22 protein-coding genes are annotated in these 20,296 nt (G+C 63.3%); 13 read left to right on the plus strand and 9 right to left on the minus strand.

Features of this window, described 5'->3' with window-relative positions:
• The first annotated feature begins 15 nt into the window (after nucleotides 1-15).
• Together KI243_RS14560 and KI243_RS14565 are read left to right on the plus strand one after the other, a co-directional pair.
• Nucleotides 16-1,431 carry a glycerol kinase gene (locus KI243_RS14560; RefSeq protein ID WP_212811205.1) on the plus strand — a complete coding sequence of 472 codons (1,416 nt, stop codon included), beginning with the start codon at nucleotides 16-18 and terminating at the stop codon, nucleotides 1,429-1,431.
• A gap of 250 nt (nucleotides 1,432-1,681) precedes the next feature.
• Nucleotides 1,682-3,157 carry an amino acid permease gene (locus tag KI243_RS14565; protein ID WP_042935913.1) on the plus strand — a complete coding sequence of 492 codons (1,476 nt, stop codon included), beginning with the start codon at nucleotides 1,682-1,684 and terminating at the stop codon, nucleotides 3,155-3,157.
• Nucleotides 3,158-3,336: 179 nt separating this feature from the next.
• On the opposite strand, the gene KI243_RS14570 is transcribed toward KI243_RS14565, so the two are convergent.
• Nucleotides 3,337-4,119: a DeoR/GlpR family DNA-binding transcription regulator gene (locus tag KI243_RS14570; RefSeq protein ID WP_017127451.1), complete on the minus strand. Its 783-nt coding sequence runs from the start codon at nucleotides 4,117-4,119 to the stop codon at nucleotides 3,337-3,339.
• A 327-nt stretch (nucleotides 4,120-4,446) separates the two neighbouring features.
• On the opposite strand from KI243_RS14570, the gene KI243_RS14575 reads away from it, so the two are divergent.
• A complete protein-coding gene (locus KI243_RS14575; protein WP_017127450.1) occupies nucleotides 4,447-4,803 on the plus strand; it encodes a DUF1937 family protein in 357 nt (118 codons plus the stop codon).
• Nucleotides 4,804-4,841: 38 nt separating this feature from the next.
• Here KI243_RS14575 and KI243_RS14580 read toward each other — a convergent pair whose 3' ends face one another.
• Nucleotides 4,842-5,549, minus strand: a complete 708-nt coding sequence (locus KI243_RS14580; RefSeq protein WP_017127449.1) for a CerR family C-terminal domain-containing protein — start codon at nucleotides 5,547-5,549, stop codon at nucleotides 4,842-4,844.
• 99 nt (nucleotides 5,550-5,648) lie between these two features.
• Between KI243_RS14580 and KI243_RS14585 the strand changes: the two genes are divergently transcribed.
• From KI243_RS14585 to KI243_RS14595, 3 genes are read left to right on the plus strand one after another with little or no spacing between them, the layout of a single operon-like run.
• On the plus strand, nucleotides 5,649-6,755 hold the full coding sequence (locus KI243_RS14585; protein ID WP_103032554.1) for an HlyD family secretion protein: 1,107 nt from the start codon (nucleotides 5,649-5,651) through the stop codon (nucleotides 6,753-6,755).
• The gene (locus KI243_RS14590; RefSeq protein WP_177107744.1) at nucleotides 6,748-8,334 is read left to right on the plus strand and encodes an MDR family MFS transporter; all 1,587 of its coding nucleotides are present in this window, start codon (nucleotides 6,748-6,750) and stop codon (nucleotides 8,332-8,334) included. Before KI243_RS14585 ends, KI243_RS14590 begins: the two co-directional genes overlap by 8 nt.
• Entirely contained in the window at nucleotides 8,331-9,755 is a 1,425-nt protein-coding gene (locus KI243_RS14595) for an efflux transporter outer membrane subunit (RefSeq protein WP_212811062.1), read from the plus strand. The genes KI243_RS14590 and KI243_RS14595 overlap by 4 nt, the downstream gene beginning before the upstream one ends.
• 110 nt (nucleotides 9,756-9,865) lie before the next feature.
• Here the strand turns inward: KI243_RS14595 and KI243_RS14600 are convergent, their stop codons facing one another.
• Nucleotides 9,866-10,300, minus strand: a complete 435-nt coding sequence (locus tag KI243_RS14600; RefSeq protein WP_212811063.1) for a GFA family protein — start codon at nucleotides 10,298-10,300, stop codon at nucleotides 9,866-9,868.
• Nucleotides 10,301-10,441: 141 nt separating this feature from the next.
• Between KI243_RS14600 and KI243_RS14605 the strand changes: the two genes are divergently transcribed.
• On the plus strand, nucleotides 10,442-11,389 hold the full coding sequence (locus tag KI243_RS14605; protein ID WP_017127445.1) for a LysR family transcriptional regulator: 948 nt from the start codon (nucleotides 10,442-10,444) through the stop codon (nucleotides 11,387-11,389).
• 24 nt (nucleotides 11,390-11,413) lie between these two features.
• Nucleotides 11,414-11,635: a hypothetical protein gene (locus KI243_RS14610; RefSeq protein WP_017127444.1), complete on the plus strand. Its 222-nt coding sequence runs from the start codon at nucleotides 11,414-11,416 to the stop codon at nucleotides 11,633-11,635.
• A gap of 33 nt (nucleotides 11,636-11,668) precedes the next feature.
• On the opposite strand, the gene KI243_RS14615 is transcribed toward KI243_RS14610, so the two are convergent.
• From KI243_RS14615 to KI243_RS14625, 3 genes are all read right to left on the minus strand, one after another.
• On the minus strand, nucleotides 11,669-12,355 hold the full coding sequence (locus KI243_RS14615) for an amino acid ABC transporter permease (RefSeq protein WP_017127443.1): 687 nt from the start codon (nucleotides 12,353-12,355) through the stop codon (nucleotides 11,669-11,671).
• 3 nt (nucleotides 12,356-12,358) lie between these two features.
• Nucleotides 12,359-13,087 (minus strand): amino acid ABC transporter permease, encoded by a 729-nt coding sequence (locus KI243_RS14620; RefSeq protein ID WP_017127442.1) that lies wholly within the window; start codon nucleotides 13,085-13,087, stop codon nucleotides 12,359-12,361.
• Nucleotides 13,088-13,166: 79 nt separating this feature from the next.
• Nucleotides 13,167-13,973, minus strand: coding sequence for an ABC transporter substrate-binding protein (locus tag KI243_RS14625; protein WP_017127441.1), 807 nt, complete (start codon nucleotides 13,971-13,973; stop codon nucleotides 13,167-13,169).
• A 357-nt stretch (nucleotides 13,974-14,330) separates the two neighbouring features.
• Here KI243_RS14625 and KI243_RS14630 point away from each other — a divergent pair, with 357 nt between their 5' ends.
• The 5 genes from KI243_RS14630 (at nucleotide 14,331) to KI243_RS14650 (ending at nucleotide 18,463) form a co-directional block, all read left to right on the plus strand.
• A complete protein-coding gene (locus tag KI243_RS14630; RefSeq protein WP_212811064.1) occupies nucleotides 14,331-15,383 on the plus strand; it encodes an isopenicillin N synthase family oxygenase in 1,053 nt (350 codons plus the stop codon).
• 28 nt (nucleotides 15,384-15,411) lie between these two features.
• Complete coding sequence (locus tag KI243_RS14635; protein ID WP_017127439.1) at nucleotides 15,412-16,227, plus strand: MetQ/NlpA family ABC transporter substrate-binding protein; 816 nt, start codon at nucleotides 15,412-15,414, stop codon at nucleotides 16,225-16,227.
• Nucleotides 16,224-17,003, plus strand: coding sequence for an ATP-binding cassette domain-containing protein (locus KI243_RS14640; protein ID WP_017127438.1), 780 nt, complete (start codon nucleotides 16,224-16,226; stop codon nucleotides 17,001-17,003). The genes KI243_RS14635 and KI243_RS14640 overlap by 4 nt, the downstream gene beginning before the upstream one ends.
• The gene (locus KI243_RS14645) at nucleotides 17,000-17,671 is read left to right on the plus strand and encodes a methionine ABC transporter permease (RefSeq protein WP_212811065.1); all 672 of its coding nucleotides are present in this window, start codon (nucleotides 17,000-17,002) and stop codon (nucleotides 17,669-17,671) included. Before KI243_RS14640 ends, KI243_RS14645 begins: the two co-directional genes overlap by 4 nt.
• Before the next feature lie 285 nt (nucleotides 17,672-17,956).
• Nucleotides 17,957-18,463, plus strand: coding sequence for a hypothetical protein (locus KI243_RS14650; RefSeq protein ID WP_083875397.1), 507 nt, complete (start codon nucleotides 17,957-17,959; stop codon nucleotides 18,461-18,463).
• A 69-nt stretch (nucleotides 18,464-18,532) separates the two neighbouring features.
• Here the strand turns inward: KI243_RS14650 and KI243_RS14655 are convergent, their stop codons facing one another.
• From KI243_RS14655 to KI243_RS14665, 3 genes are all read right to left on the minus strand, one after another.
• Nucleotides 18,533-19,123 (minus strand): XRE family transcriptional regulator, encoded by a 591-nt coding sequence (locus KI243_RS14655; protein ID WP_167331648.1) that lies wholly within the window; start codon nucleotides 19,121-19,123, stop codon nucleotides 18,533-18,535.
• A 53-nt stretch (nucleotides 19,124-19,176) separates the two neighbouring features.
• Nucleotides 19,177-19,338 (minus strand): hypothetical protein, encoded by a 162-nt coding sequence (locus KI243_RS14660; protein WP_177082183.1) that lies wholly within the window; start codon nucleotides 19,336-19,338, stop codon nucleotides 19,177-19,179.
• 157 nt (nucleotides 19,339-19,495) lie between these two features.
• Nucleotides 19,496-20,239: a GntR family transcriptional regulator gene (locus KI243_RS14665; RefSeq protein WP_017127435.1), complete on the minus strand. Its 744-nt coding sequence runs from the start codon at nucleotides 20,237-20,239 to the stop codon at nucleotides 19,496-19,498.
• Nucleotides 20,240-20,296 lie beyond the last annotated feature (57 nt).

The following is a 20,296-nucleotide window of genomic DNA, read 5'->3' on the forward strand; positions in this document are numbered from 1 at the left end:
GAGGAAAGCATGACAATGCGAATTGCCGCCCTGGACCAGGGAACCACCAGCACCCGCGTGCTGGTGGTCAACCAGAATGGTGCCGCCGACATCCTCCTGTCGCTGCGCCACCAGCAACATCATCCGCAACCGGGCTGGGTCGAACATGACCCGCTGGAGTTGCTGGCCAATATCGAACGCTGCCTGGAGGCCACCGGTCCGGTGGACGCCATCGGCCTGGCGAACCAGGGCGAAAGCTGCCTGGCCTGGGATGCCCTCAGTGGACAGCCGCTGTCACCGGTGATCGTCTGGCAGGACAACCGCACCTCGGCGCAGATCGAACGGTTGCGCCGCGAGGGGGGCGAGGCGTTGACCCTGGAGCGTGCCGGGTTGCCGCTGGATCCGTATTTTTCCGCGAGCAAGCTGGGCTGGATCCTCACGCACCTGCCGGCCGCCCAGCAGGCGCTGGCGGCCGGGCGTTTGCGCCTGGGCACCACGGACGCCTATTTTCTCGACCGTCTGACCGGGGTCTTCGCCACGGATGTCACCACCGCGTCGCGCACCTCGTTGATGAACCTGGCGAGCGGGCAATGGGACCCGCAGCTCTGTGCCTTGTTCGGCGTGCCGATGGAAACCCTGCCGCCGATCCGCGACACGGTCGGCTCGTTCGGCGAGATCGGCAACACGCCGGTGACTGCTTCGGTGGTGGACCAGCAGGCCTCGTTGTACGGGCACGGCTGCCGGCAATCGGGCGACGCGAAAATCACCTTCGGCACCGGGGCGTTCGCCCTGACCGTGACCGGTGAACAGATCATTCGCGCGCCGGAAAAAGGCCTGCTGGCGACCATTGCCTGGCAGATCGACGGCAAGCCGGTGTATGCCATGGACGGTGGCGTCTATGACGCCAGCGCGGCGGTCGAGTGGGCAGGGCGCCTGGGTCTGTTCGAGGACTTTTCCGAGCTGGCGGGCTTTGACCGGCCGCCGGCGATTTCCCGGCAACTGGCGTTTGTTCCGGCATTGTCCGGCCTGGCCTGCCCGCATTGGGATCGCAGTGCCGCGGCGCAATGGATCGGCATGAACGCCGGGACGTCACGCCAGGATATGTGCCAGGCGCTGCTGGAAGGCGTGGCCTTGCGCAGTGTCGAGGTGATCAGTGCGATGGACGGCTTCCTCAATGTCACCGATCGCCTGTCCATCGACGGCGGCCTGGCCCGCAGCCCCTATTTTGCCCAGTTCCTCGCCGATGCCCTGCAGCGGTGCATCGTCACCCAGCGCTTCGATGAGCTGACCGCGTTCGGCTGCGCGGCATTGGCGGCCCGTGGCCTCGGCCGCGAACTGGTTGCGCCGCGCAACACCTGTACCGAGTTTCACCCCAGGGTTGGCGTCGACACCGCGCTGGCCTGGCGCGAGACCTTTGCCGACGCGGTCAGTCGCTGTCGTAACTGGCGCTGAGTGAACCACAAGCCCCCTGGCGACCTGCGCAGGCAGGTTGCCCAGGAAAGTGCTGCCCGTACTCATGGAGATCTCCCACAAGTAAGTGACCACATCGTTGTTTTGAAAGAGGCAAAACCACAACAAAAAAGATAATGGCATGCGAAGTGCGTCGTCTGTTTCAGCTCCTGTCGAGCAACTGCCGCGTTATACGAACGGCCTGTCGAACAGGGCGGAGTACATCAATAAGACACTTTGAGGAGACACTCCAATGTCTGACTTTATATCAAGGTCACAGGAAGCTGTGGCCGCTGGGGCGACCCATTCACTGGAATCAGGCGCCGGCTATCAGGCGCAGTTCGAACGTTCGCTGGGCAAGTTTGAATCCTTTGCCGTGGCGTTCTCGTTTATCTCGATCACCACCGGGTTGTTTTCAACCTATGGCTCGGTCCTGGTTTCCAGCGGGCCCATCGGCATCTGGACCTGGCCCATCGTGACCCTGGGCACCTTGCTGGTGGCGCTGGTATTCGGCCTGCTGGCGAGCAAGATCCCGTTGTCGGGGTTCAGTTACCAGTGGGCCAGTCGCCTGGTCAATCCGGTGGTGGGCTGGTGGTTCGGTTGGGCCAGTTTTGCGTTCACCATGATGGTGGCCGTGGCGGTGGACTATGGGCTGGCGCAGGTGGCGCTGTTCCCCTTGCTGGGGCTCGATTACACGCCACAGGCCGGAGCCTTGACGGCGGCGGTGGTGTTCCTGATCCAGGGCGCGCTGATCATCTGGTCGACACCGCTGCTGACCAGGATCAACAACATGGCGGTGGCCGCCGAGGTGATCGCGGTGATCGGCCTGATCGTCGGCATCGGCGTGGCGGTGAGCTTTTTCGGCAAGGGCAACCTGTCGAATCTGTTCTCCACCGGTATCGTCCATAGCGACCACTATTACGGCTGGCTGGGTCCGTTCATGCTTTCCGGGCTGCTCGGTGCCTTTACCCTGGTGGGTTGGGAAGCGGCGGCGAACATGGCCGAGGAGACCCACAATCCCAAGCAGGTGGTGCCGCGGGCCATGGCCAACGCGGTGCTGATCAGTGGCGTGATGGGCACCTTCTTCCTGATCGTGATCAGCATGGGCCTGGGTGACCAGGTCGCCGAGCTGACCAAGAGCTCGGCACCGGTGGCGGACGTGATCCGTGTCACCCTTGGCGAGACCATGAGCAAGCTGATCCTGGTGGTGGTCTGCGTGGCCATCTTCGCCTGCGGCCTGGTGATCATGACCAGCAACAGCCGTCTGGTGCACTCCATGGCCCGCGATGGCCGCCTGCCGTTTTCCGAGCAGTTGAGCCGGGTGCCGCGCGCCACGGGCGGGCCGTCGTGGGCGACGGTGTTTGTCACGCTGGTCAGCGTGCTGGTGGTCCTGAGCTTCTACAACAGCCCCGATGCCCTGACCGAGATGCTGGGCGCCGCCACCCTGTTCCCGGCCTTGCTCTACAGCGGGACAGTGATCCTGTATATCGCCACACGGCACAAGCATGTCCATCACGCCGATGATTTCACCCTGGGCAAGTGGGAATGGCCGGTGGTGATCGGGGCCTGCGTCTGGCTCGCTGTGGAGTTGTGCGTGTTCATCATTCCGAGCGACTTCCGCGTGGCACAGATGTATGTGCTGGCGTCGATGGCGGTGGGCGCGGTGATCTTTGCGATTGTATGGATGACCCGTCGCAGACAGTTGGAGCGGATGCCGCCCCTGCATTGAACGAGACCAGTCGGACTTGCTGTTTCTCGCCCCAGGTTAGTTGAAACCGTCAATACGTGAAGTTGTCATTCCGGGACTGGCATTGTCAGACCCACGGATTCGGCTGACCGCGATAAAGCTGCCCGATCCCTCTTGTGCCCATATACAGGACAGGGGACAAGAGGGATCGATGCAGACTTTCAGATCCATTCCGTGCGCTGCAACAGCGGTGCTTCGTGAACTTCCACCTGGGCCCTGGCCAGGGCTTCGCCCAATTCGCCGACCGGCTTGCGGTCAATGATCAACCGGTCGATGCGCTCCAGCGGGAACACCTGGAACAGGGCGCGACGGCCCAGTTTCGACGAGTCGGCAATCACCGTGAGGTAGCGCGCCCGGGCAATCATGGCGCGGGCGATCTCGGCTTCCTCGATGGAAAAGTCAAAGGCACCGTCGGCACTCAGGGCGCCGATGGTCACTACCGCATGTTCGGCGTTGAAGCGGGCGATCTGTTCCAGCGCCAGGGAGCCGCTGTTCTGGTTGGATTCGGGACGGAATTCGCCGCCGATCATGAATACCCGATTGCCACTGACGCCCATGGCCTCGGCGATCAGCAACGAGTTGGTGATCACGGTGATGCGGTTCAGGCGGGCCAGCTCCCTGGCGAAGAACAGCGTGGTGGTGCCGGTATCGATCAGGATGCTGTCGCCCGGGGCATAGAGCCCGGCGGCGTAGCGGGCTACCGCGCGCTTCTCCTGGGAGAACTCGTTCATGCGGGTCTGGAAGGCGTTTTCGTGTTCACCGCTGGGGGGCAGGGAAGCGCCGCCATGGAACTTGGTGACCTGGCCATTTTCCGCCAGTTCGGTGAGGTCACGGCGAATGGTTTCCTGGGAGGTGTGCAGCGTCCTGGCCAGCTCATCCACGGAAATCCGTTCGCGCTGGCGCAGCAGTTCGAGGATGTGTTGTCGTCTTTCGTTGGGGCGCATGGCGGGCTCCGGTTGCTACCTGAATGGGCGCGGGTTGTTACCGCTGCACACGTTGCCGGCCAGCCTCCGGAAAGGCCTGTGGCAAGGGGCGCCGAGCGGCGGCACGGGAACGGGGAAATGCACAATCGTCTCCACGCTACGCTGGCTCCGGCCTGCGGGTTCGCGTCGACAGGTGTGTCGATGAAAGTGACCAATTTAAGTGGGAGTGTCTTTCAAATCAACATGAAAACCAAGAAATGGCATGGGATGTGATGGCTATCCGGTCGCTGAAGCCTGTTCTACCGACACCTTGCTTCAGCCATTCATCCATCAGACGAGAGATTTTTCATGCGCAAGATTTTCCTGGCCTGTCCGTACAGCCATGCCGAGGCCACCGTGGTTCATGAGCGTTTTATCCAGTGCAACCGGGTCGCCGCCCAGATCATCGAAGCCGGGCACGCGGTATTCAGCCAGGTGTCCATGTCCCATCCGATCAACCTGGCGTTTGTCGGCAAGGACAGCCAGGCGATCGGCAAGCTGTGGGCTCCGGTGGATGCGCTGTTCATGGAGATGATGGGGGAGTTGATCGTCCTCGACCTGCCAGGCTGGGAACTCAGTTCGGGGATTCAGCGCGAGATCGAGTTCTTCAGGCAGCGTGGGCGCCTGGTCAGCCTCTGGTCGGAGGTGTCTGTCGAGTTCGCTTGAACACCACCAGCAATGGGCCACGGTGGGTGAAGTGAAGATCACTCCAGCGCGTCGCGCTCGTGGACCAGTGCCAGCAGCGTCAGGCGATTCTGTGAAAGCATCACCTCGCGCACGGTTTCCATGCGTTGCTGGTCGATGGTGTCCCAACCCAGGGCCCGCAGAATGGGCGCCCGCTTCACGCGAAAGACGATGCTCTGGCTGTTGAAGGCCATCGTCCGGATTATCGTGATTTCGTCATCGACGGGTCGCCCGGTCAGGCGGGCGACGATGGAGCGGGTAACGTGCGAGAGGCGCTGGTTGAGGCCTTGCTCCATCAGCGTGGCGGCCGACGGCGGGCCCATGCCGGCCTGCTCGCAGGCCATGAAGCGACGCCAGTCGGCGGATTCCGGGGTCTCGAGAATGAACGACAGGAAGACGCCGAGAACATCCAGGTAACGCTCGATCAAGGTACGGTCGTCGGCGTGGGGATCTTCCAGCGCTTCCTCGGCGGCCGAAACCTCGTCCGTCAGTTGTGCCCAGAGCTGCGCGAGGATGTGCTCGACGCACGCCAGGTAAACCCCTTCCTTGTTGTCGAAATAGTATTGCAACGCCGGCGCATTGACCCCCGCGGCCGCTGCGATCTGGCGCGTCGATGCGCTTTCGAAGCCGTGGGTGGCGAACTGGTCCACGGCGGCCTCGATAATCCGCAGGCGGGTGTCTTCCCCGCGCTGGTAGCCGCCTTCCTTTGCTGGTCGATGTCGTGCCATGGGTACGCCTGAAAAAAGAGTGCCCGGACAAATTATATCACTTGACATAAATTCGCCATCGCCGCATTTTTTACCAACTGGAATATTTTGGAGCGCGGCATGTCCGTCGATCAACCTATCGGTCAGCTTGACCGCCTCGAACCCGTGTCTGAAAACAATCCTCCCGGGCGCCGGGCCAAGCCACCACGGGCCTTGATCGGACTCGCTGTGCTCGCGGTGGCGGCGCTGCTCGGCTGGGGCGCGCACTGGTGGTTCAGCGGGCGTTTTGTCGAAACCACCGATGACGCTTACCTGCAGGCCGACAGCATGACCGTGGCGCCCAAGGTCGGCGGTTATGTCGCCCAGGTACTGGTCAGCGACAACGAAACCGTCAGCGTCGGCCAGCCGCTGGTACGCCTGGACAACCGCAAGTATCAGGCGGCGCTGGACGAGGCCCAGGCCACCGTGGCCTCGCGTCAGGCCGATGTGGCCAGGGCCGAGGCCGAACTGGTGGAGCAGGCGGCGAGCATTGCCCAGGTCCGTGCCCAGCTCGAGGGTGCCAACGCCGACCTGCGACACGCCCAGACCCAGGTCAAGCGCTATGCGCCATTGGCCCGCTCCGGGGCCGAGACCGAAGAGCACCTGGCCGATCTCAACAATCAACTGGCCCAGGCCAGCACCGGCCTGGTCGCGCACCAGGCCTCGTTGCAGGCGGCCGAAACCCGCATCGGAACACTCAAGGCGCAGTTGCAGCAGACCCGCGCCCAACTGGCGGTGGCCCAGGCCAGTGCCCGGCAATCGCAGCTGGACCTGGATGACACCACCGTCGTCAGCACCCTGTCCGGCCGGGTGGCCGATCGCAGTGTACGGGTCGGTCAGTTCACCCAGCCCGGTACGCGCCTGCTGACCGTGGTGCCGGTGCAGGCGCTGTACCTGACGGCCAATTTCAAGGAAACCCAGATTCACCATATGCAACCCGGCCAGGCGGTCACGGTTCACGTTGACGCCCTGGGTGGCGAAGACCTGAGCGGTCATATCGACAGTCTTTCGCCCGGCACCGGTTCGCAGTTCGCGCTGTTGCCGGCACAGAACGCCACGGGCAACTTCACCAAGATCGTGCAGCGGGTCCCGGTGCGGATCCAGATGGATGTCCCGGATTCGGCGCGTGCCGTGCTGATGCCGGGCCTGTCGGTGACCGTCGACGTGGACACCCGCCACCATGGCTGACAGCGCGACGGTCGCGGCCACGCCCGAGCCGGCCCTGGAGGCCAATGCCTCGGTGACCGACTGGATCGCGGTCGCAGCCGGTGCCCTGGGCGCCTTGCTGGCCACGCTGGATATTTCCATCACCAACTCGGCCCTGCCGCAGATCCAGGGCCAGATCGGTGCCTCGGGCACGGAGGGCACCTGGATCTCCACCGGCTACCTGATGTCGGAGATCGTCATGATCCCGCTGGCGGCCTGGTTGACCCGGGTCTTTGGCCTGCGCCGGTTCCTCATGGGCACGGCGATGACCTTCACGCTGTTTTCATTTTTCTGCGGCATGTCCACCAGCCTCACGGGCATGATTCTCGCGCGCGTCGGCCAGGGCTTTGCCGGGGGCGCGATGATTCCCACGGCGCAGACCATCATCGGTACGCGCCTGCCCAGGCACCAGATGGCGATCGGCATGTCCATGTTCGGCCTGATCGTACTGCTGGGACCGTTGCTGGGGCCGGTGCTCGGTGGCTGGCTGACCGAGAACGCCAGCTGGCGCTGGTGCTTTTTTCTCAACCTGCCCATCAGCCTGGCCCTGGTCACCTTGCTGTGGACCGGCATCCGCCCGGAAAAAGCCGACTTCCAGCAGTTCATCAAGGCCGACTGGCTGGGTATTCTCGGCCTGGCCCTGGGCTTGAGCGCGCTGACGGTGATCCTCGAGGAGGGCCAGCGTGAACACTGGTTCGAGTCCTCGTTGATCGTCGGCCTGAGCCTGCTGATGCTGCTGGGCTTTGTCCTGGTCGCCTTCGGCCAGTTCAGTGCGGCCAAGCCGATCGTCAAGCTCGAACTGATGCGCAACCCGCGTTATGCCAGCGTGATCCTGATCGTGTCGACGGTGGGGGCGGCGGTCTATGGCGTTTCCTACCTGTTGCCGCAGTTTCTCGGCAGCATCTCCGGCTACAACGCCCAGCAGTCCGGCTCGATCATGCTGCTGTCCGGCATACCGGCCTTTCTGCTGATGCCGTTCCTGCCCCGGCTGATGCAGCGGTATGACAGTCGCTGGCTGGTCGGCACCGGCCTGGTGCTGTTCGTGATCAGTTGCATGATGAGCCTGAACCTGACGGCCGACAGCGTCGGTCATGATTTCGATGCGTCGCAACTGGTACGCGGTTTCGCCCAGATACTGGCGATGATGCCGCTCAACCAGCTCAGCATGGCGGCGGTGCAGGTCCACGAAAAGGGCGAGGCGGCCGGGCTCTACAACATGTCGCGCAATATCGGTGGCTCCATCGGCCTGGCCCTGACCGGTGTGCTGATCGATCGGCGCAACAGCTATCACGACGCGATGATCCGCGAATCGCTGACGGCCAACAGCACCCTGGGCCAGGACCATATGGCGGCACAGGCCGCGGCGTTCATGGGCCAGACCGGTGACCAGGCCCTGGCGCAAGTGCAGACGGTCGGCCAGTTGAGTCGCGATATTGCCCTGCAAGCCTCGGTGATCACCTTCAGCGACTGTTTCTACCTGCTGGGTATCGCCTTGGCGCTGTGTATTCCCCTGGCCCTTTTCCTCAAGAAACCACCTCTTCCGGTGAGCCCCGCACGATGATCGACAAAACCCTGATTTCGGCCCTGGTCATGGGCCTGCTTGCCGGTTGCACCGTCGGCCCCGATTACCACGGTGCGCCCGCGGTGGCGGAAAAGACCCAGGCGGCCGGGCGTTTCGCCCATGCGGATCCAGGTGCCGCCACGGCTCCGGCTGTCGCCCACTGGTGGCGTACCCTCGGGGATGCGCAGTTGGACAGCCTGGTGGAAACCGCGCTCAACGACAGTTCGGATATCCACGTCGCCCAGGCACGTCTGCGCCAGGCTCGGGCCGGGTTGCACGGCCAGCAGGCGGCCGGGCAACCGAAGCTGAGTGCCAATGCCACCGCGGTCCGCTTGCGTTCCCCCGATCTGTCCGGCCTGACGGGGCAGGAGAGTGGGGGCGGGCGTGGGCCGCTGTCGTTGTACCTGACGGACTTCGATGCCAGCTGGGAAGTGGACATGTTCGGCGGTACGCGTCGCGCCATCGAGGCGGCCTCGGCCAGCGCCGACGCGTCGGCCGAGTCCCTGGCCGATGCCCAGGTGCAACTGGCTGCGGAAGTCGTGCAGGCCTATGTCGGCCTGCGCGACCAGCAAACCCGCCTGGCCCTGGTCGACGCCTCGGCCAGCCTGGAGGCGCAAGTGGTCGACTTGACCCAGCAGCGCCGCAGCCGTGGCGTGGCTTCGCAGTTGCAACTGGAACAGGTCACCACCCAGTGGCAGACCACCCGTGCCCAGCGCCTGCCGTTGCAGGCGCAGATCATCGAGTCGCTGGATCAACTGGCGGTGCTCTGTGACCTCGAGCCGGGCGAGCTGGACAGCCGCCTCGGCCAGCCGCGCGGGCTTCCCAGTATCCCCGCGAGCGTGCCGGTGGCCGATCCGGCGGCGCTGATCAAGTCCCGCCCGGACATCCGCGTCGCCGAGCGGCAACTGGCGTCCAGCAGCGCCCAGGTCGGCGAGAAAAAGGCCGACTGGTTTCCCAAGCTGTCGCTGACCGGCGATCTGAGCTTCAGCGCCGCCGAGCCTTCGCACCTGATGCGCAAGGACAGCGCCACCTGGCTGCTGGTCCCGCGATTGACCTGGAATGCCCTGGACTTCGGTCGCGTGGCGGCCAATGTGGACAGTGCCGAAGGTGGCCTCGACGAAGCCCGCGCGCATTACCGTGGCGTGGTCCTCGGTGCGCTGCGGGACGCCGATGTGGCTTTGGCCCGTTACGGTCATCAGCGTGAAAACGTGGTGCTGCTCCGGGACATCGAAGCATCCTCCGCCCGTGCGGCCAGCCTGACCCGCGAACGCTACGACGCCGGCACCGCCAGTACCCTGGACTGGCTGAATGCCGAGCGCACGCGCTTCGATGCCGAGCAGAACCGCGTCAGTGGCGACAGCGAACTGCTCAAGGACTTTGCCTCGTTGCACAAGGCGCTGGGATTGGGCTGGCAGGGCTGAAAGGGCGGCGTGCTGCCTGGACAAGGAAATACGCGGCCCAGCCCATTTATTCCCGCTCGATCACCCTTTCCCGTTGCGGATCGTTCAACCACACAAGGCGGGCATGCCCGTTACTGGCTCAGCGCTGCTGCAAATGCCTCTGGCGTGGGGCTGTCGGGCCAACTCGGAATGCCCTCGGGCAGCGTCAGCCAGGCTTGCTTGTGCTGCACCCAGATATGCGCCACGGGCTGCAGGGCGGGGCTGTTGTCCAGTGTGCCGGCGCGCAATACGTGCAGGCCCGGTGCAGCGCTGGTGGTGTTGTAGAGGCGGGTATGGCACACGCCGCAGAGGTAGTGGCGCGAGTGCACGTCGTTGCTGTCATAGGCATATTCGTCGAGCGGGCCGCTGAAGTGCAGGGCATCTCCCGGCAGCAGCGCGTGCAGGGCAAAGGCACTGCCGCTCCAGGTCTGGCAATCACGGCAATGACAGGCGTAGACCGCCAGTGGAGTATCGGCAGCCAGGGTATAGCTCACGGCGCGACAGCGGCAATGGCCAGCGAGGGACATGGGGAAACTCCTTCAGTATTCAGGTTGCAGACGAGGCATCAGCGCCGGGGTATAAGCCCCGTGGGATATGCTTGACCAGCATGAGGCCGCGCCTCACGAAAGAAAATCAGCCAAAATTGCCCAGCGGCTCACAGGAAATGTATGAACACGCCTCAACTACAGTGGGAAACCCAGCGGGCCTTTCTGGCGGTATTGCGAACCGGCAGTCTGTCAGGAGCGGCTCGTTTGCTGGGGATCGCGCAGGCCACCGCCCGGCGGCGGATCGAGGCGCTGGAGCAGAGCGTCGGTGTCAGCCTGTTTATCCGCTCGCCGGCCGGGCTGTTGCCGACGGACATGGCCAAGGACCTGATCGGCCATGTCGAGGCGATGGCCATGGCGGCCAACGCCTTCAACCGCGCGGCGTCGGCGGATGCCGACGTGACGGGTGGCACGGTGCGCCTGACCAGCAGCAAGCTGCTGGGCGTCGAGGTCCTGCCGCCGATGTTGCGCACGCTGCGGCAGGCCCATCCGCAACTGGCCGTTGAGCTCAGCGTGTCGAACCGCTTGCAGGCCCTGTCCCGGCAGGAGGCCGATGTGGCGGTGCGTATCCGCCGTCCGACCGAGGCCGCCGTGGTCACGCGCAAGGTCGGCGACCTGCGGGTCGGCCTGTATGCCACCGCCGAACTGCTGGCCGAGCAGGGCACTCCGCAGAGCATCGCGCAGCTGGATCACTACCCGCTGATCGGACCGGATCGCAATCTGGTGGAGCTGCAGTTTCTGCGTGAACGTGGTTTCGACTGCATGCCGGCGCGCACGCTGATTCGCACCGACGACCACCTTGCGCAACTGGCGGCATTGCGTGCGGGACTGGGGATCGGCGTCTGTTCCAGCCAGCTGGCGCGGCGTCATGGCCTGGTGCGTGTACTGCCCGCACAGGTGGATTTTTTGGTGGATGTGTGGATCGCCATGCACCAGGACATGCGGCGGGTCCAGCGCATCGCACGGGTGTTCGACGAGCTGGGAGCGTCGCTGACGCAGTTCCTGAATACCCAGGACGCGCCCGATATCGGACAAAAAACTAATGAACCCTCGCCAGCGCCTCCTACCTAACGCAGGACATACGGGAGGAAAACCATGCAAATCGAATATGTCTGGATCGCCCTGGCGGTGGTGTTGCTGCTGGTCGAGTTGTGGGCCATCAGGAGTGTCTGGAGAAGTGGGCAGGGGGCAGGCACCAAGGGACTCTGGATCGTCGTGATCATCTATGTGCCGCTGCTGGGCCTGTTGCTCTGGTGCTTGATCGGTCCCAAGGAGCCGGCCCGGGAGTCGCCGGCTACACAACAGGGCAAGGGGTGATCGTTCCCGGGCTGCGCTCCGGGAACACTCGAGTCAGCTGCGTTTCACCTGCTGTTTGCGGGTGGCGAAACCGGCCAGCAGATCGAGACTGGAGCAGATCAGGAAGTAGACCAGCGCCACGAACAGGAAAATCTCCGTGGGATGGACCATCACCCGGTTGCTGACCTGGGTGGCCACGAAGGACAGTTCCCCCACGCCGATCACATAAGCCAGCGAGGTGTCCTTGATCAGTGAGATCCACTGGTTGAGGAACGATGGCAGCATGATCGGCAGGGCCTGGGGCAGGATGATCAGCCGCATGACCTGGACGGGACGCATGCCCAGGGCACGGGCTGCCGCCCACTGGCCGACCGGCAGGCTCTGGATACCGGCGTGGACCGAGTACGCCAGGTACGCACCGCCGATCAGCGACAGGGCGCAGACCACGGTGAACAGCGCCGGTATGTCCACATGGAAGACGATCGGCAGCAGGAAGTAACTCCAGAAGATCAGCATCAGTACCGGGATCGCCCGCAGGAAACCCAGCACGGTGATCAGTATCCCCCGCGGCCAGCCCTTGAGGGTGCTCAGGGCGATGCCCAGCACCAGGCCGAAGATCGCGGCGGCGGTGCCGGACAGCACGCTCAGCAGCAGGGTCAGCGCCGCGCCGCCGAGGGGGCCTTCCGGGTAGGCGCCGATCAGGAAGTAGTCGAGGTTGTCGCTGATAACGGAAAAGTCCATGGCTCATGCCGCTCCCTGACGATAGCGCCTGGTCTGGCGGATCCATTGTCCGGCCGTTTCGATCAGCGCGATGCCGAGGATGTACAACAGGGTGGCGAAACCAAAGGCCTGGAAGGTCTTGAAGGTCTCGGTCTCCACCTGGCGCGAGGCATAGGACAGCTCGGCGAGGCCGATGGCCATGGTCAGCGAGGAGTTCTTCAGTGCGTTCATGTACTGCCCCAGCAAGGGACCGAGCGCCGTGCGCAAGGCTTGCGGCAGTACCACATAACGCCACACCTGGGCCGGCCGCAGGCCCAGGGCAATACCCGCTTCGCGCTGCTGCGGGCGTACCGAAGCGACGCCGGCCCGAAACTCTTCGGCGATGAATGCCGAGGTATACAGGGTCAGTCCCCAGAAACCGGCGATGAATTCAAACGACGGCCAGCTGATGTCCACGCCGGCCACGGTCGCTTCGTGGGGCAGGTTCAGCCAGCTCATCAGGTCTTCGGGCAACAGGGCGCTGACGCCGAAATACCAGAAGAACAATTGCACCAGCAGCGGCGTATTGCGAAACAACGCCAGGTAGGCGCGCGCCGGCCAGGCGATCAGCCGCGAGCGGCCGAGACGCGCCAGACAGACCAGGAAACCCAGCCCGGTGGCGACCAGGCAGACCACGGCCGACAACGCCACGGTCAGGACAAATCCATCGAACAGCCATTTCAGGTATTGCGGGCCGAGCAATTCACCAAACATCGATCACGGTGTCCATCCAGAATACAAAGAGCCCGCGCGGAGAACCGCGCGGGCTGTGGGTGTACGGCGGGGAGGGCGATCAGCTCTTGTCGCCGATCTTGTACAGGCGGGCCAGCGGGGTCTTGGTATCCGGGCCGAACCAGGCGTCGTAGATCTTCTGGGCCTGGCCCTTGCTTTCCAGCTCCACCAGCGTCTGGTTGACCAGCTCGGTCAAGGCGGTCTCGCCCTTGGGCAGGCCGACGCCGATCAGGTCATTGGAGATGGTGAAGGGTGGAACTTCGTACTTGTCCTTGTCCGGTACGTTGGCCAGCAGGCCGATCAGCTTCGGACCGTCCTGGGTGATCGCCTGGACGTTACCGTTGCGCAGGGCGGTGAAAGCGAAAGGGGTGTCGTCATAAGCGACCACCTTGGCTCCCGGGAATTTCTCGCGCAGCACGCCTTCGTTGACGGTGCCCTTGTCCACGCCCACGCGCCATTTGTTCAGCTCGTCCTGGGACTTGAGGGTGCCTTTCTTGATGAGGAACTGCTGGCCGGAGCTGAAGTAGGGAATGCTGAAGTTGACCTGCTGGGCGCGCTCCGGAGTGATGGTGAAGTTGGCCAGGACCAGGTCGACCTTGTTGGCCACCAGCAGTGGCACCCGGTTGGCCGGGTTGGTCGGTTGCAACTGGAGCTTGACCCCGAGCTTGTCGGCAATGGCCTTGGCGTAGTCGACATCCAGGCCTTCGATCTGTTTGCTCTTGGCATCGATGAAGCCGAAAGGCGGGTTGCTGTCGAACGAGGCGACGCGCAGGACGCCGGATTTCTTGATGTCTTCCAGGCGGTCGGCATGGGCCAGGCCCGAGAGAACGGCGAGAGTGAGGGCAGTGAGGGCAGTCAATTTTTTCATGGTGATCTCAACACTTGATGGATGATTCTGGCGCCGAGTCTTGCAGCACGATGAATAAACGACAAAAGAATATAAAAGAATGATTTTATTCTTTTTGTGAATAAGTGGTTTTTTCGGGCGCTCTCTACAACCGGCATTCCAGAGCCTTTGGACGCGGTGGGGGCGGTAGCGGCAGGCCGTTTCCGTGCCGGCAACGGGCAAGTCGGGTGAACCTAAGCTAATGCGAAAAAGATATTTATTGCGGTTTTTTAAGATCGGATAGTTTTGTCGGCAACGGGATTTCAACGCCTTGCCCAAGTCTTCGCGGCGGGGTGTCGGATATCAGGACGAATGTTTGCAGACCACAGGGAGTGAACCATGCCGCAGCCGCTGGATATCACCGCGTTGCCGCTCCTGGACCTTTCAGCGCTCGATGGCAGCGCCGGGCAGCGCCAGGACTTTCTCGACGCACTGCGTCACGCCGCACGCGATGTCGGATTTTTCTACCTGACCGGACACGGCATCGACAGCGATCTGCTCAAGCAGGTCCAGGAGCATGCCCGGCAGTTCTTTGCCTTGCCCGACGCGGACAAACAGGCCGTCGGCATGATCCATTCACCGCACTTTCGCGGCTACAACCGCGCGGCCTCGGAGATCACCCGCGGTCAACCGGATCTGCGCGAACAGTTCGATATCGGCGCCGAACGCGAAGCCCTGGCATTGGATGAACACACGCCGACCTGGGCCCGCCTGCAAGGGCCGAACCTGTGGCCGGCGGCGCTGCCCCAGCTCAAGCCGCTGTTGCTCGACTGGCAGCAGGCCATGACCCGGATGTCGCTGCGCCTGTTGCGGGCCTTTGCCCAGGCGCTGTCATTGTCGGAAGGGGCGTTCGATCCGCTTTACGGCGACAAGCCCAATGAACATATCAAGCTGATCCGCTACCCCGGTCGTACCGCGCACGAAAGCAACCAGGGCGTCGGTGCCCACAAGGATTCCGGGTTCCTCAGTTTCCTCCTGCAGGACCGGCAGGCTGGCCTGCAAGTGGAGATCGAGGAGGGCCGCTGGATCGATGCGCTGCCCCGGGAAAACACGCTGGTGGTGAATATCGGCGAATTGCTCGAACTGGCCACCAACGGTTATCTGCGGGCCACGGTGCATCGCGTGCAGTCACCGCCGGCCGGAAGCGAGCGCCTGTCGATTGCCTTCTTCCTCGGTGCGCAACTGGATGCGGTGGTGCCGCTGTATCCCTTGCCGACCGCGCTGCTGCGCGAGGCACGGGGCCCGGCCAGCGATCCCGACAACCCGTTGTTGCGTGATGTCGGCTGGAACTACCTCAAGGGTCGCCTGCGTTCGCACCCCGATGTCGCCCGGCGTTTCTACGCCGATGCCCCCACGCCCAAGGTGTTGGCCCCCAGGGCCGTCAGCGCCTGACCCTGTCATCAGCTCAAGGATTACCAGCATGTCGAAAAAAACCGGATTGACCCTGGCGGTCGTGGCGGGCCTGTTCGCTTCCTTCGGCGCCCTGGCCACGGAACCGTTGCGAGTGGCGGCGGACCCGGTCCCCCACGCGCAGATCCTCGCTTATGTACAGAAAATCGATCCGCAACTGAACCTCAAGGTCATCGAGATTCCCAACGGCGTGAACTCCAACGAACTGCTGGCCCATGGCGACGTCGACGCCAACTACTTCCAGCACCTGCCGTACCTCAATTCCCAGGAACAGGCCCTCGGCCAGAAGTTCGCGGTGGCGGCGACCGTGCATATCGAGCCGCTGGGAATCTACTCGCACCGACATAAAAGCTTCGACCAGGTGCCGCAAAAGGGCACCGTCGCGCTGCCGAACAATGTCACCAATCTCAGTCGTGCCCTGTACCTGCTGCAGGATAACGGCCTGATCAAGCTCAAGCCCGGCTTCAACAACCCGGCCACCGACCAGGCAACGCCCAGGGACATTGCCGAGAACCCGAAACAGCTGAAGATTCTCGAGATTGAATCGCCGCAATTGCCCCGCGCCCTGGACGATGTCGACCTGGCGGTGATCAACGGCAACTACGCGCTGGAGGCAGGCCTGTCGCCAGCCAGGGACGCCCTTGGCCTGGAAAAGGCCGTCGACAATCCCTACGCGAATATCCTGGTGACGACGCCGAAGTTGCAGGATGACCCACGGATCAGGCAACTGGCCAAGGACCTCAACTCACCCCAGGTGGCGAAATTCATCACCGATACCTATTCGGGCTCGGTGATTCCGGTGACCGTCGCGGACCGCAAGCCATGATCCGCGTCGAGCAGTTGAGCAAGCGCTATGGCGAAGGGGCGCCGGTACTGGACCGGGTGTCCCTGGACATCCCCGACGGGGCGATCTACGGCATCGTCGGTCGCAGCGGTGCCGGCAAGTCGACCTTGCTGCGTTGCCTCAATCTGCTCGAACGCCCCAGCGCCGGGCGCGTGGTGGTCGACGGCCAGGACCTGACGACCCTGTCCGATCGGGACCTGCGCAGCCAGCGCCAACGTATCGGCATGATTTTCCAGGGCTTCAACCTGCTGCACTCGCGCAATGTCTTCGACAATATCGCCGTGCCGCTGGAAATCGCCGGCACCGGCAAGGCTGAACGGCAGGCTCGGGTTTGCGAGCTGCTGGAACTGGTGGGCCTGGCGGACAAGGCCGAGGCCTTTCCCTCGCAACTGTCCGGCGGGCAGAAACAGCGGGTCGGCATTGCCCGGGCCCTGGCGGCACGCCCGGCCTATCTGCTTTCGGATGAGGCCACCAGTGCCCTCGATCCGGAAACCACGGCGTCGATTCTCGAATTGCTGCGCGATATCAATCGCCGGTTGGGGCTGACCATCGTGCTGATCACCCATGAGCTGGATGTCATCCGATCGATCTGCGACCACGCCGCTTCCCTGGCCCAGGGACGGCTGCTGGAGTCCGGTACGCTGGCGCGTTTGCTGGCCGATCCGGACTCGGCCCTGGGGCGCTCGCTGCTACCGGCCCCGCAGCCGCGCTTCGACGATGAGGTGCGCATCCCACGCTTGAGGTTGGCCCAGTTATGACCCGGACCATCGATTGGAACGAGATTTTCCAGCTGTTGCTCAACGCCACCGGCGAGACCCTGTACATGGTGCTGCTGGCGGGGCTCTTCACCTTGTTGATCGGCCTGCCCCTCGGGGTCCTGCTGTTCATCAGCCGTCGCCATGGCCTGTACCCGCTGCCGCGCCTGCATGGCGGCCTGAGCGCGCTGGTCAACCTCGGGCGGTCGTTGCCATTCGTGGTGATGCTGATCGCCCTGATCCCGCTGACCCGACTGATTGTCGGCACCACCCTGGGTAGCACCGCCGCCGTGGTGCCGATCACCATCGGCGCCTTTCCATTCTTCGCCCGTATCGTGGAAAACGCCCTGGATGAGGTCGACAAGGGGCGGATCGAGGCCATCCTGTCCATGGGCGGCGATATCCGCCATGTGATTTTCAAGGTCCTGTTGCCCGAGTCGCTGCCGGCCTTGCTGGCGGGCGTTACCCTGACCCTGGTGATGCTGATCGGCTTCTCCTCCATGGCCGGAGTGATCGGCGGGGGCGGCCTGGGGGACCTGGCCATCCGCTATGGCTATCAGCGTTTCAACAACGAGGTGATGGTCGCCACGGTGATCGTCCTGGTGATTCTGGTGCAGGGTGTGCAAAGCCTCGGGGATCGACTGGTGCGTTCCCTGGCCGATCGGCGCTGAGGAAACCGGAAAAGTTCGAGCTGTTTAGATTGATTATTTCCTTCGGCTATTTGAATAGCTCGTACGGGCATATCCAAAGCGGGTAATCCGCCGTTGAAACTGCCTGTCTGTCTGCTTTGAAAGCGATATGACCGCCAGGACGGATATCGGCCCGCAAAGGGCAGCATAAAACTCGCTCCGACATCCGTTCCGGCTGCTGGATCGCCGTCTTGCCGTGCGCCTGGCATTCCCTAGAATCCGCCCCATCAGCTTCGTCCAACTATCGAACTATCAGGGAGTTTCACCATGATGAATGCCATGCAGATGCAAATGCCGATGAACACCATGCCGATGATGCCGGCCATGGGGATGCCGATGATGATGGCGACCATGAGCTGCGAAATGATGGGCGACGGCATGCTGTGCAAGATGATGCCGGCGGCGGGCATGGACATGGCCATGTTCAAGAACAGCGCGCAAATGATGCAGATGATGATGGACTGCGGCATGCCGATGATGATGCATTGCGCCAACATGAGCATGATGTGCATGTCCCAGGCGGCCATGGCCATGCCGATGATGGGCAGCATGATGCCGATGCCGATGATGGGCATGCCGATGCCGTCGATGAAATGCGTGATGGAATGCTCGATGCTGGCCGACGGCATGCAGTGCAAGATCATGCCGATGGCCGGCATGAACATGGACATGATGAAAAGCTGCTGCGCCCTGATGATGAAGCTGATGAACGACTGCAGCATGCCGATGATGATGAGCTGCAACGGCATGCCGATGATGTGCTGCACCTGCTGATCGATCGCGGCAGTAAAAAAAGCCCGGCTGGAGTGATCCTCGCCGGGCTTTTTCGTGGCTGCCGGTGGGTCAGTCGAGGCGTTCGGGGTAGGTCACCACCAGGTACGCCACGGCTTCGCTGTCGGCGGGGTTGCGATAGCGGTGCGGCTGGTCGGCGTAGAACAGAATCGAGTCGCCGGTGGACAGCAGGTAGCGTTGGTCATTGACACTGATCTCCAGTACACCCTGGGCCACCACCAGGTTTTCCTGGACTCCGGGGCCATGTCCCTCGGACTCGTCCTCGCCCAGCGGGCTCAGGCGCAGTTCGTAGAATTCCGATTGGCGGGCGACATCGAACGGGAACAGGGCGCGGCTGACAAAGGCGCCGTTGGCACTGACCAGGCGCTTGCTCTTGTTCGCCGACAGGACCGCCACGCCCTCGAAGGCACGATGTTCGAGAAAGGCCGCGACGGATACCTTCAGGCCCTTGGCAATCTTGCACAGTACCTTGATCGACGGCACGCTGCGGCCGGACTCGATCTGCGCCAGCATCGCCCGGCTGACCCCGCATTGACGGGCGAGGGCATCGAGGGACAGATGATGCTTGCCGCGCAGGCGTTGCAGGTTCTGGGCGACCCGTGCGCAGATCGGATCTTCTTCAAGCGCCTGCAGGTTGTTCAGGTCCAGCGGCGGTTCGTCGGCGCTCGCCAGAAACCGCGAGGGCTCCTGCGCATTCACGCGTGACGGGGCTCGGTGGCACGGGCGCTCTGCACCCACTGGAACGCCTGGTAGCCGGCATTGCGTGCATACATTTCCCACAGGGTCCGGGCCAGTTGCTGCGCCTGCTTGCGTTTGCGATAGCGGGCGAGGTCGATAACGGTATCGGTCGGATGCATGGGGACTCTCCAGTGTCGGTATGAGGGGAGAGTACGTGGTTGTTTTAATAACGATAAATACTGATTTTTTATTTATTAATTCTTTTTGGGTCTTAGTGCGCGGCTCCGTCGAAAGCCTGTCGCCAGGCCCGGGAGCGGACCTGGCGGGTTGTCGTGATCAGGCGCCCGGGCTGGACTTGAACACGCCGCTGAGGACAAACGCGTAGCGCTCCGGGCGAATGAAAAAGGTCGTGCGGTCACAGCAGCGACCATCGGCGAAATACGAGGTGCGCTCCATCACCAGCAGTGCCGCGCCGCGTTTGACGTGCAGCGCATTGGCCAGGTGCCTGTCGGCCTCCTGGGCGCGGATCGCCATGTCGGCACGGCTCACCGGCGAGCCGGTGATCGACTCGAGGATCGAGTAGATCGGCCGGTGCTCGACCTCGCTCCAGACCACGCTTGCCAGTTCGGCGGGCAGGTGGCTGCGACCCAGGGCAATGGGTTCGTCGTCGACAAAGTGCAGGCGTTCCAGCAGCAGGCAATCCTGTGCCGCGCCGAACAGCCCGCGCAACGCCTCGGGAACCGCCTGCAGGTGATGGTCGAGAACCCGCATGCTCGGCTTCAGTCCTTGCAGCAGCAGGGCTTCATGAAAGCTGCGCAGGGCATCGAGGCCATGTCGCACCTGCTTGGCCGCGACGAAAGTGCCCTTGCCCTGTTTGCGTTCCACCACGCCATCGTCGCTGAGTTTGCCCACGGCCAGGCGGATGGTCACGCGACTCACCGCGAAGCGCTGGCCCAGTTCGGCCTCCGAGGGCAGCTTGCCGCTGGGTTCGTAGTCGCCGCGCTGGATCTCCCCGAGTAGCTGGTGGGCGATCTGTTCGTAGAGCGAGGTCGTGCTGTCGCGAAGAATGGACGTAGACACTGAGTGATTCCATGGCCGGAGAAGCGAGGACCGAGACTTCGCTTCTAAGGTTATAAA

Source organism: Pseudomonas sp. Ost2, assembly GCF_018326065.1.
GTDB lineage: Bacteria > Pseudomonadota > Gammaproteobacteria > Pseudomonadales > Pseudomonadaceae > Aquipseudomonas > Aquipseudomonas gingeri.

Bases quoted from the DNA above. Each gene is read 5' to 3' on its own strand.
- KI243_RS14560 (WP_212811205.1), top strand. From the start codon at position 16: ATGCGAATTGCCGCCCTGGACCAGGGAACCACCAGCACCCGCGTGCTG.
- KI243_RS14565 (WP_042935913.1), top strand. From the start codon at position 1,682: ATGTCTGACTTTATATCAAGGTCACAGGAAGCTGTGGCCGCTGGGGCG.
- KI243_RS14570 (WP_017127451.1), bottom strand. From the start codon at position 4,119: ATGCGCCCCAACGAAAGACGACAACACATCCTCGAACTGCTGCGCCAG.
- KI243_RS14575 (WP_017127450.1), top strand. From the start codon at position 4,447: ATGCGCAAGATTTTCCTGGCCTGTCCGTACAGCCATGCCGAGGCCACC.
- KI243_RS14580 (WP_017127449.1), bottom strand. From the start codon at position 5,549: ATGGCACGACATCGACCAGCAAAGGAAGGCGGCTACCAGCGCGGGGAA.
- KI243_RS14585 (WP_103032554.1), top strand. From the start codon at position 5,649: ATGTCCGTCGATCAACCTATCGGTCAGCTTGACCGCCTCGAACCCGTG.
- KI243_RS14590 (WP_177107744.1), top strand. From the start codon at position 6,748: ATGGCTGACAGCGCGACGGTCGCGGCCACGCCCGAGCCGGCCCTGGAG.
- KI243_RS14595 (WP_212811062.1), top strand. From the start codon at position 8,331: ATGATCGACAAAACCCTGATTTCGGCCCTGGTCATGGGCCTGCTTGCC.
- KI243_RS14600 (WP_212811063.1), bottom strand. From the start codon at position 10,300: ATGTCCCTCGCTGGCCATTGCCGCTGTCGCGCCGTGAGCTATACCCTG.
- KI243_RS14605 (WP_017127445.1), top strand. From the start codon at position 10,442: ATGAACACGCCTCAACTACAGTGGGAAACCCAGCGGGCCTTTCTGGCG.
- KI243_RS14610 (WP_017127444.1), top strand. From the start codon at position 11,414: ATGCAAATCGAATATGTCTGGATCGCCCTGGCGGTGGTGTTGCTGCTG.
- KI243_RS14615 (WP_017127443.1), bottom strand. From the start codon at position 12,355: ATGGACTTTTCCGTTATCAGCGACAACCTCGACTACTTCCTGATCGGC.
- KI243_RS14620 (WP_017127442.1), bottom strand. From the start codon at position 13,087: ATGTTTGGTGAATTGCTCGGCCCGCAATACCTGAAATGGCTGTTCGAT.
- KI243_RS14625 (WP_017127441.1), bottom strand. From the start codon at position 13,973: ATGAAAAAATTGACTGCCCTCACTGCCCTCACTCTCGCCGTTCTCTCG.
- KI243_RS14630 (WP_212811064.1), top strand. From the start codon at position 14,331: ATGCCGCAGCCGCTGGATATCACCGCGTTGCCGCTCCTGGACCTTTCA.
- KI243_RS14635 (WP_017127439.1), top strand. From the start codon at position 15,412: ATGTCGAAAAAAACCGGATTGACCCTGGCGGTCGTGGCGGGCCTGTTC.
- KI243_RS14640 (WP_017127438.1), top strand. From the start codon at position 16,224: ATGATCCGCGTCGAGCAGTTGAGCAAGCGCTATGGCGAAGGGGCGCCG.
- KI243_RS14645 (WP_212811065.1), top strand. From the start codon at position 17,000: ATGACCCGGACCATCGATTGGAACGAGATTTTCCAGCTGTTGCTCAAC.
- KI243_RS14650 (WP_083875397.1), top strand. From the start codon at position 17,957: ATGATGAATGCCATGCAGATGCAAATGCCGATGAACACCATGCCGATG.
- KI243_RS14660 (WP_177082183.1), bottom strand. From the start codon at position 19,338: ATGCATCCGACCGATACCGTTATCGACCTCGCCCGCTATCGCAAACGC.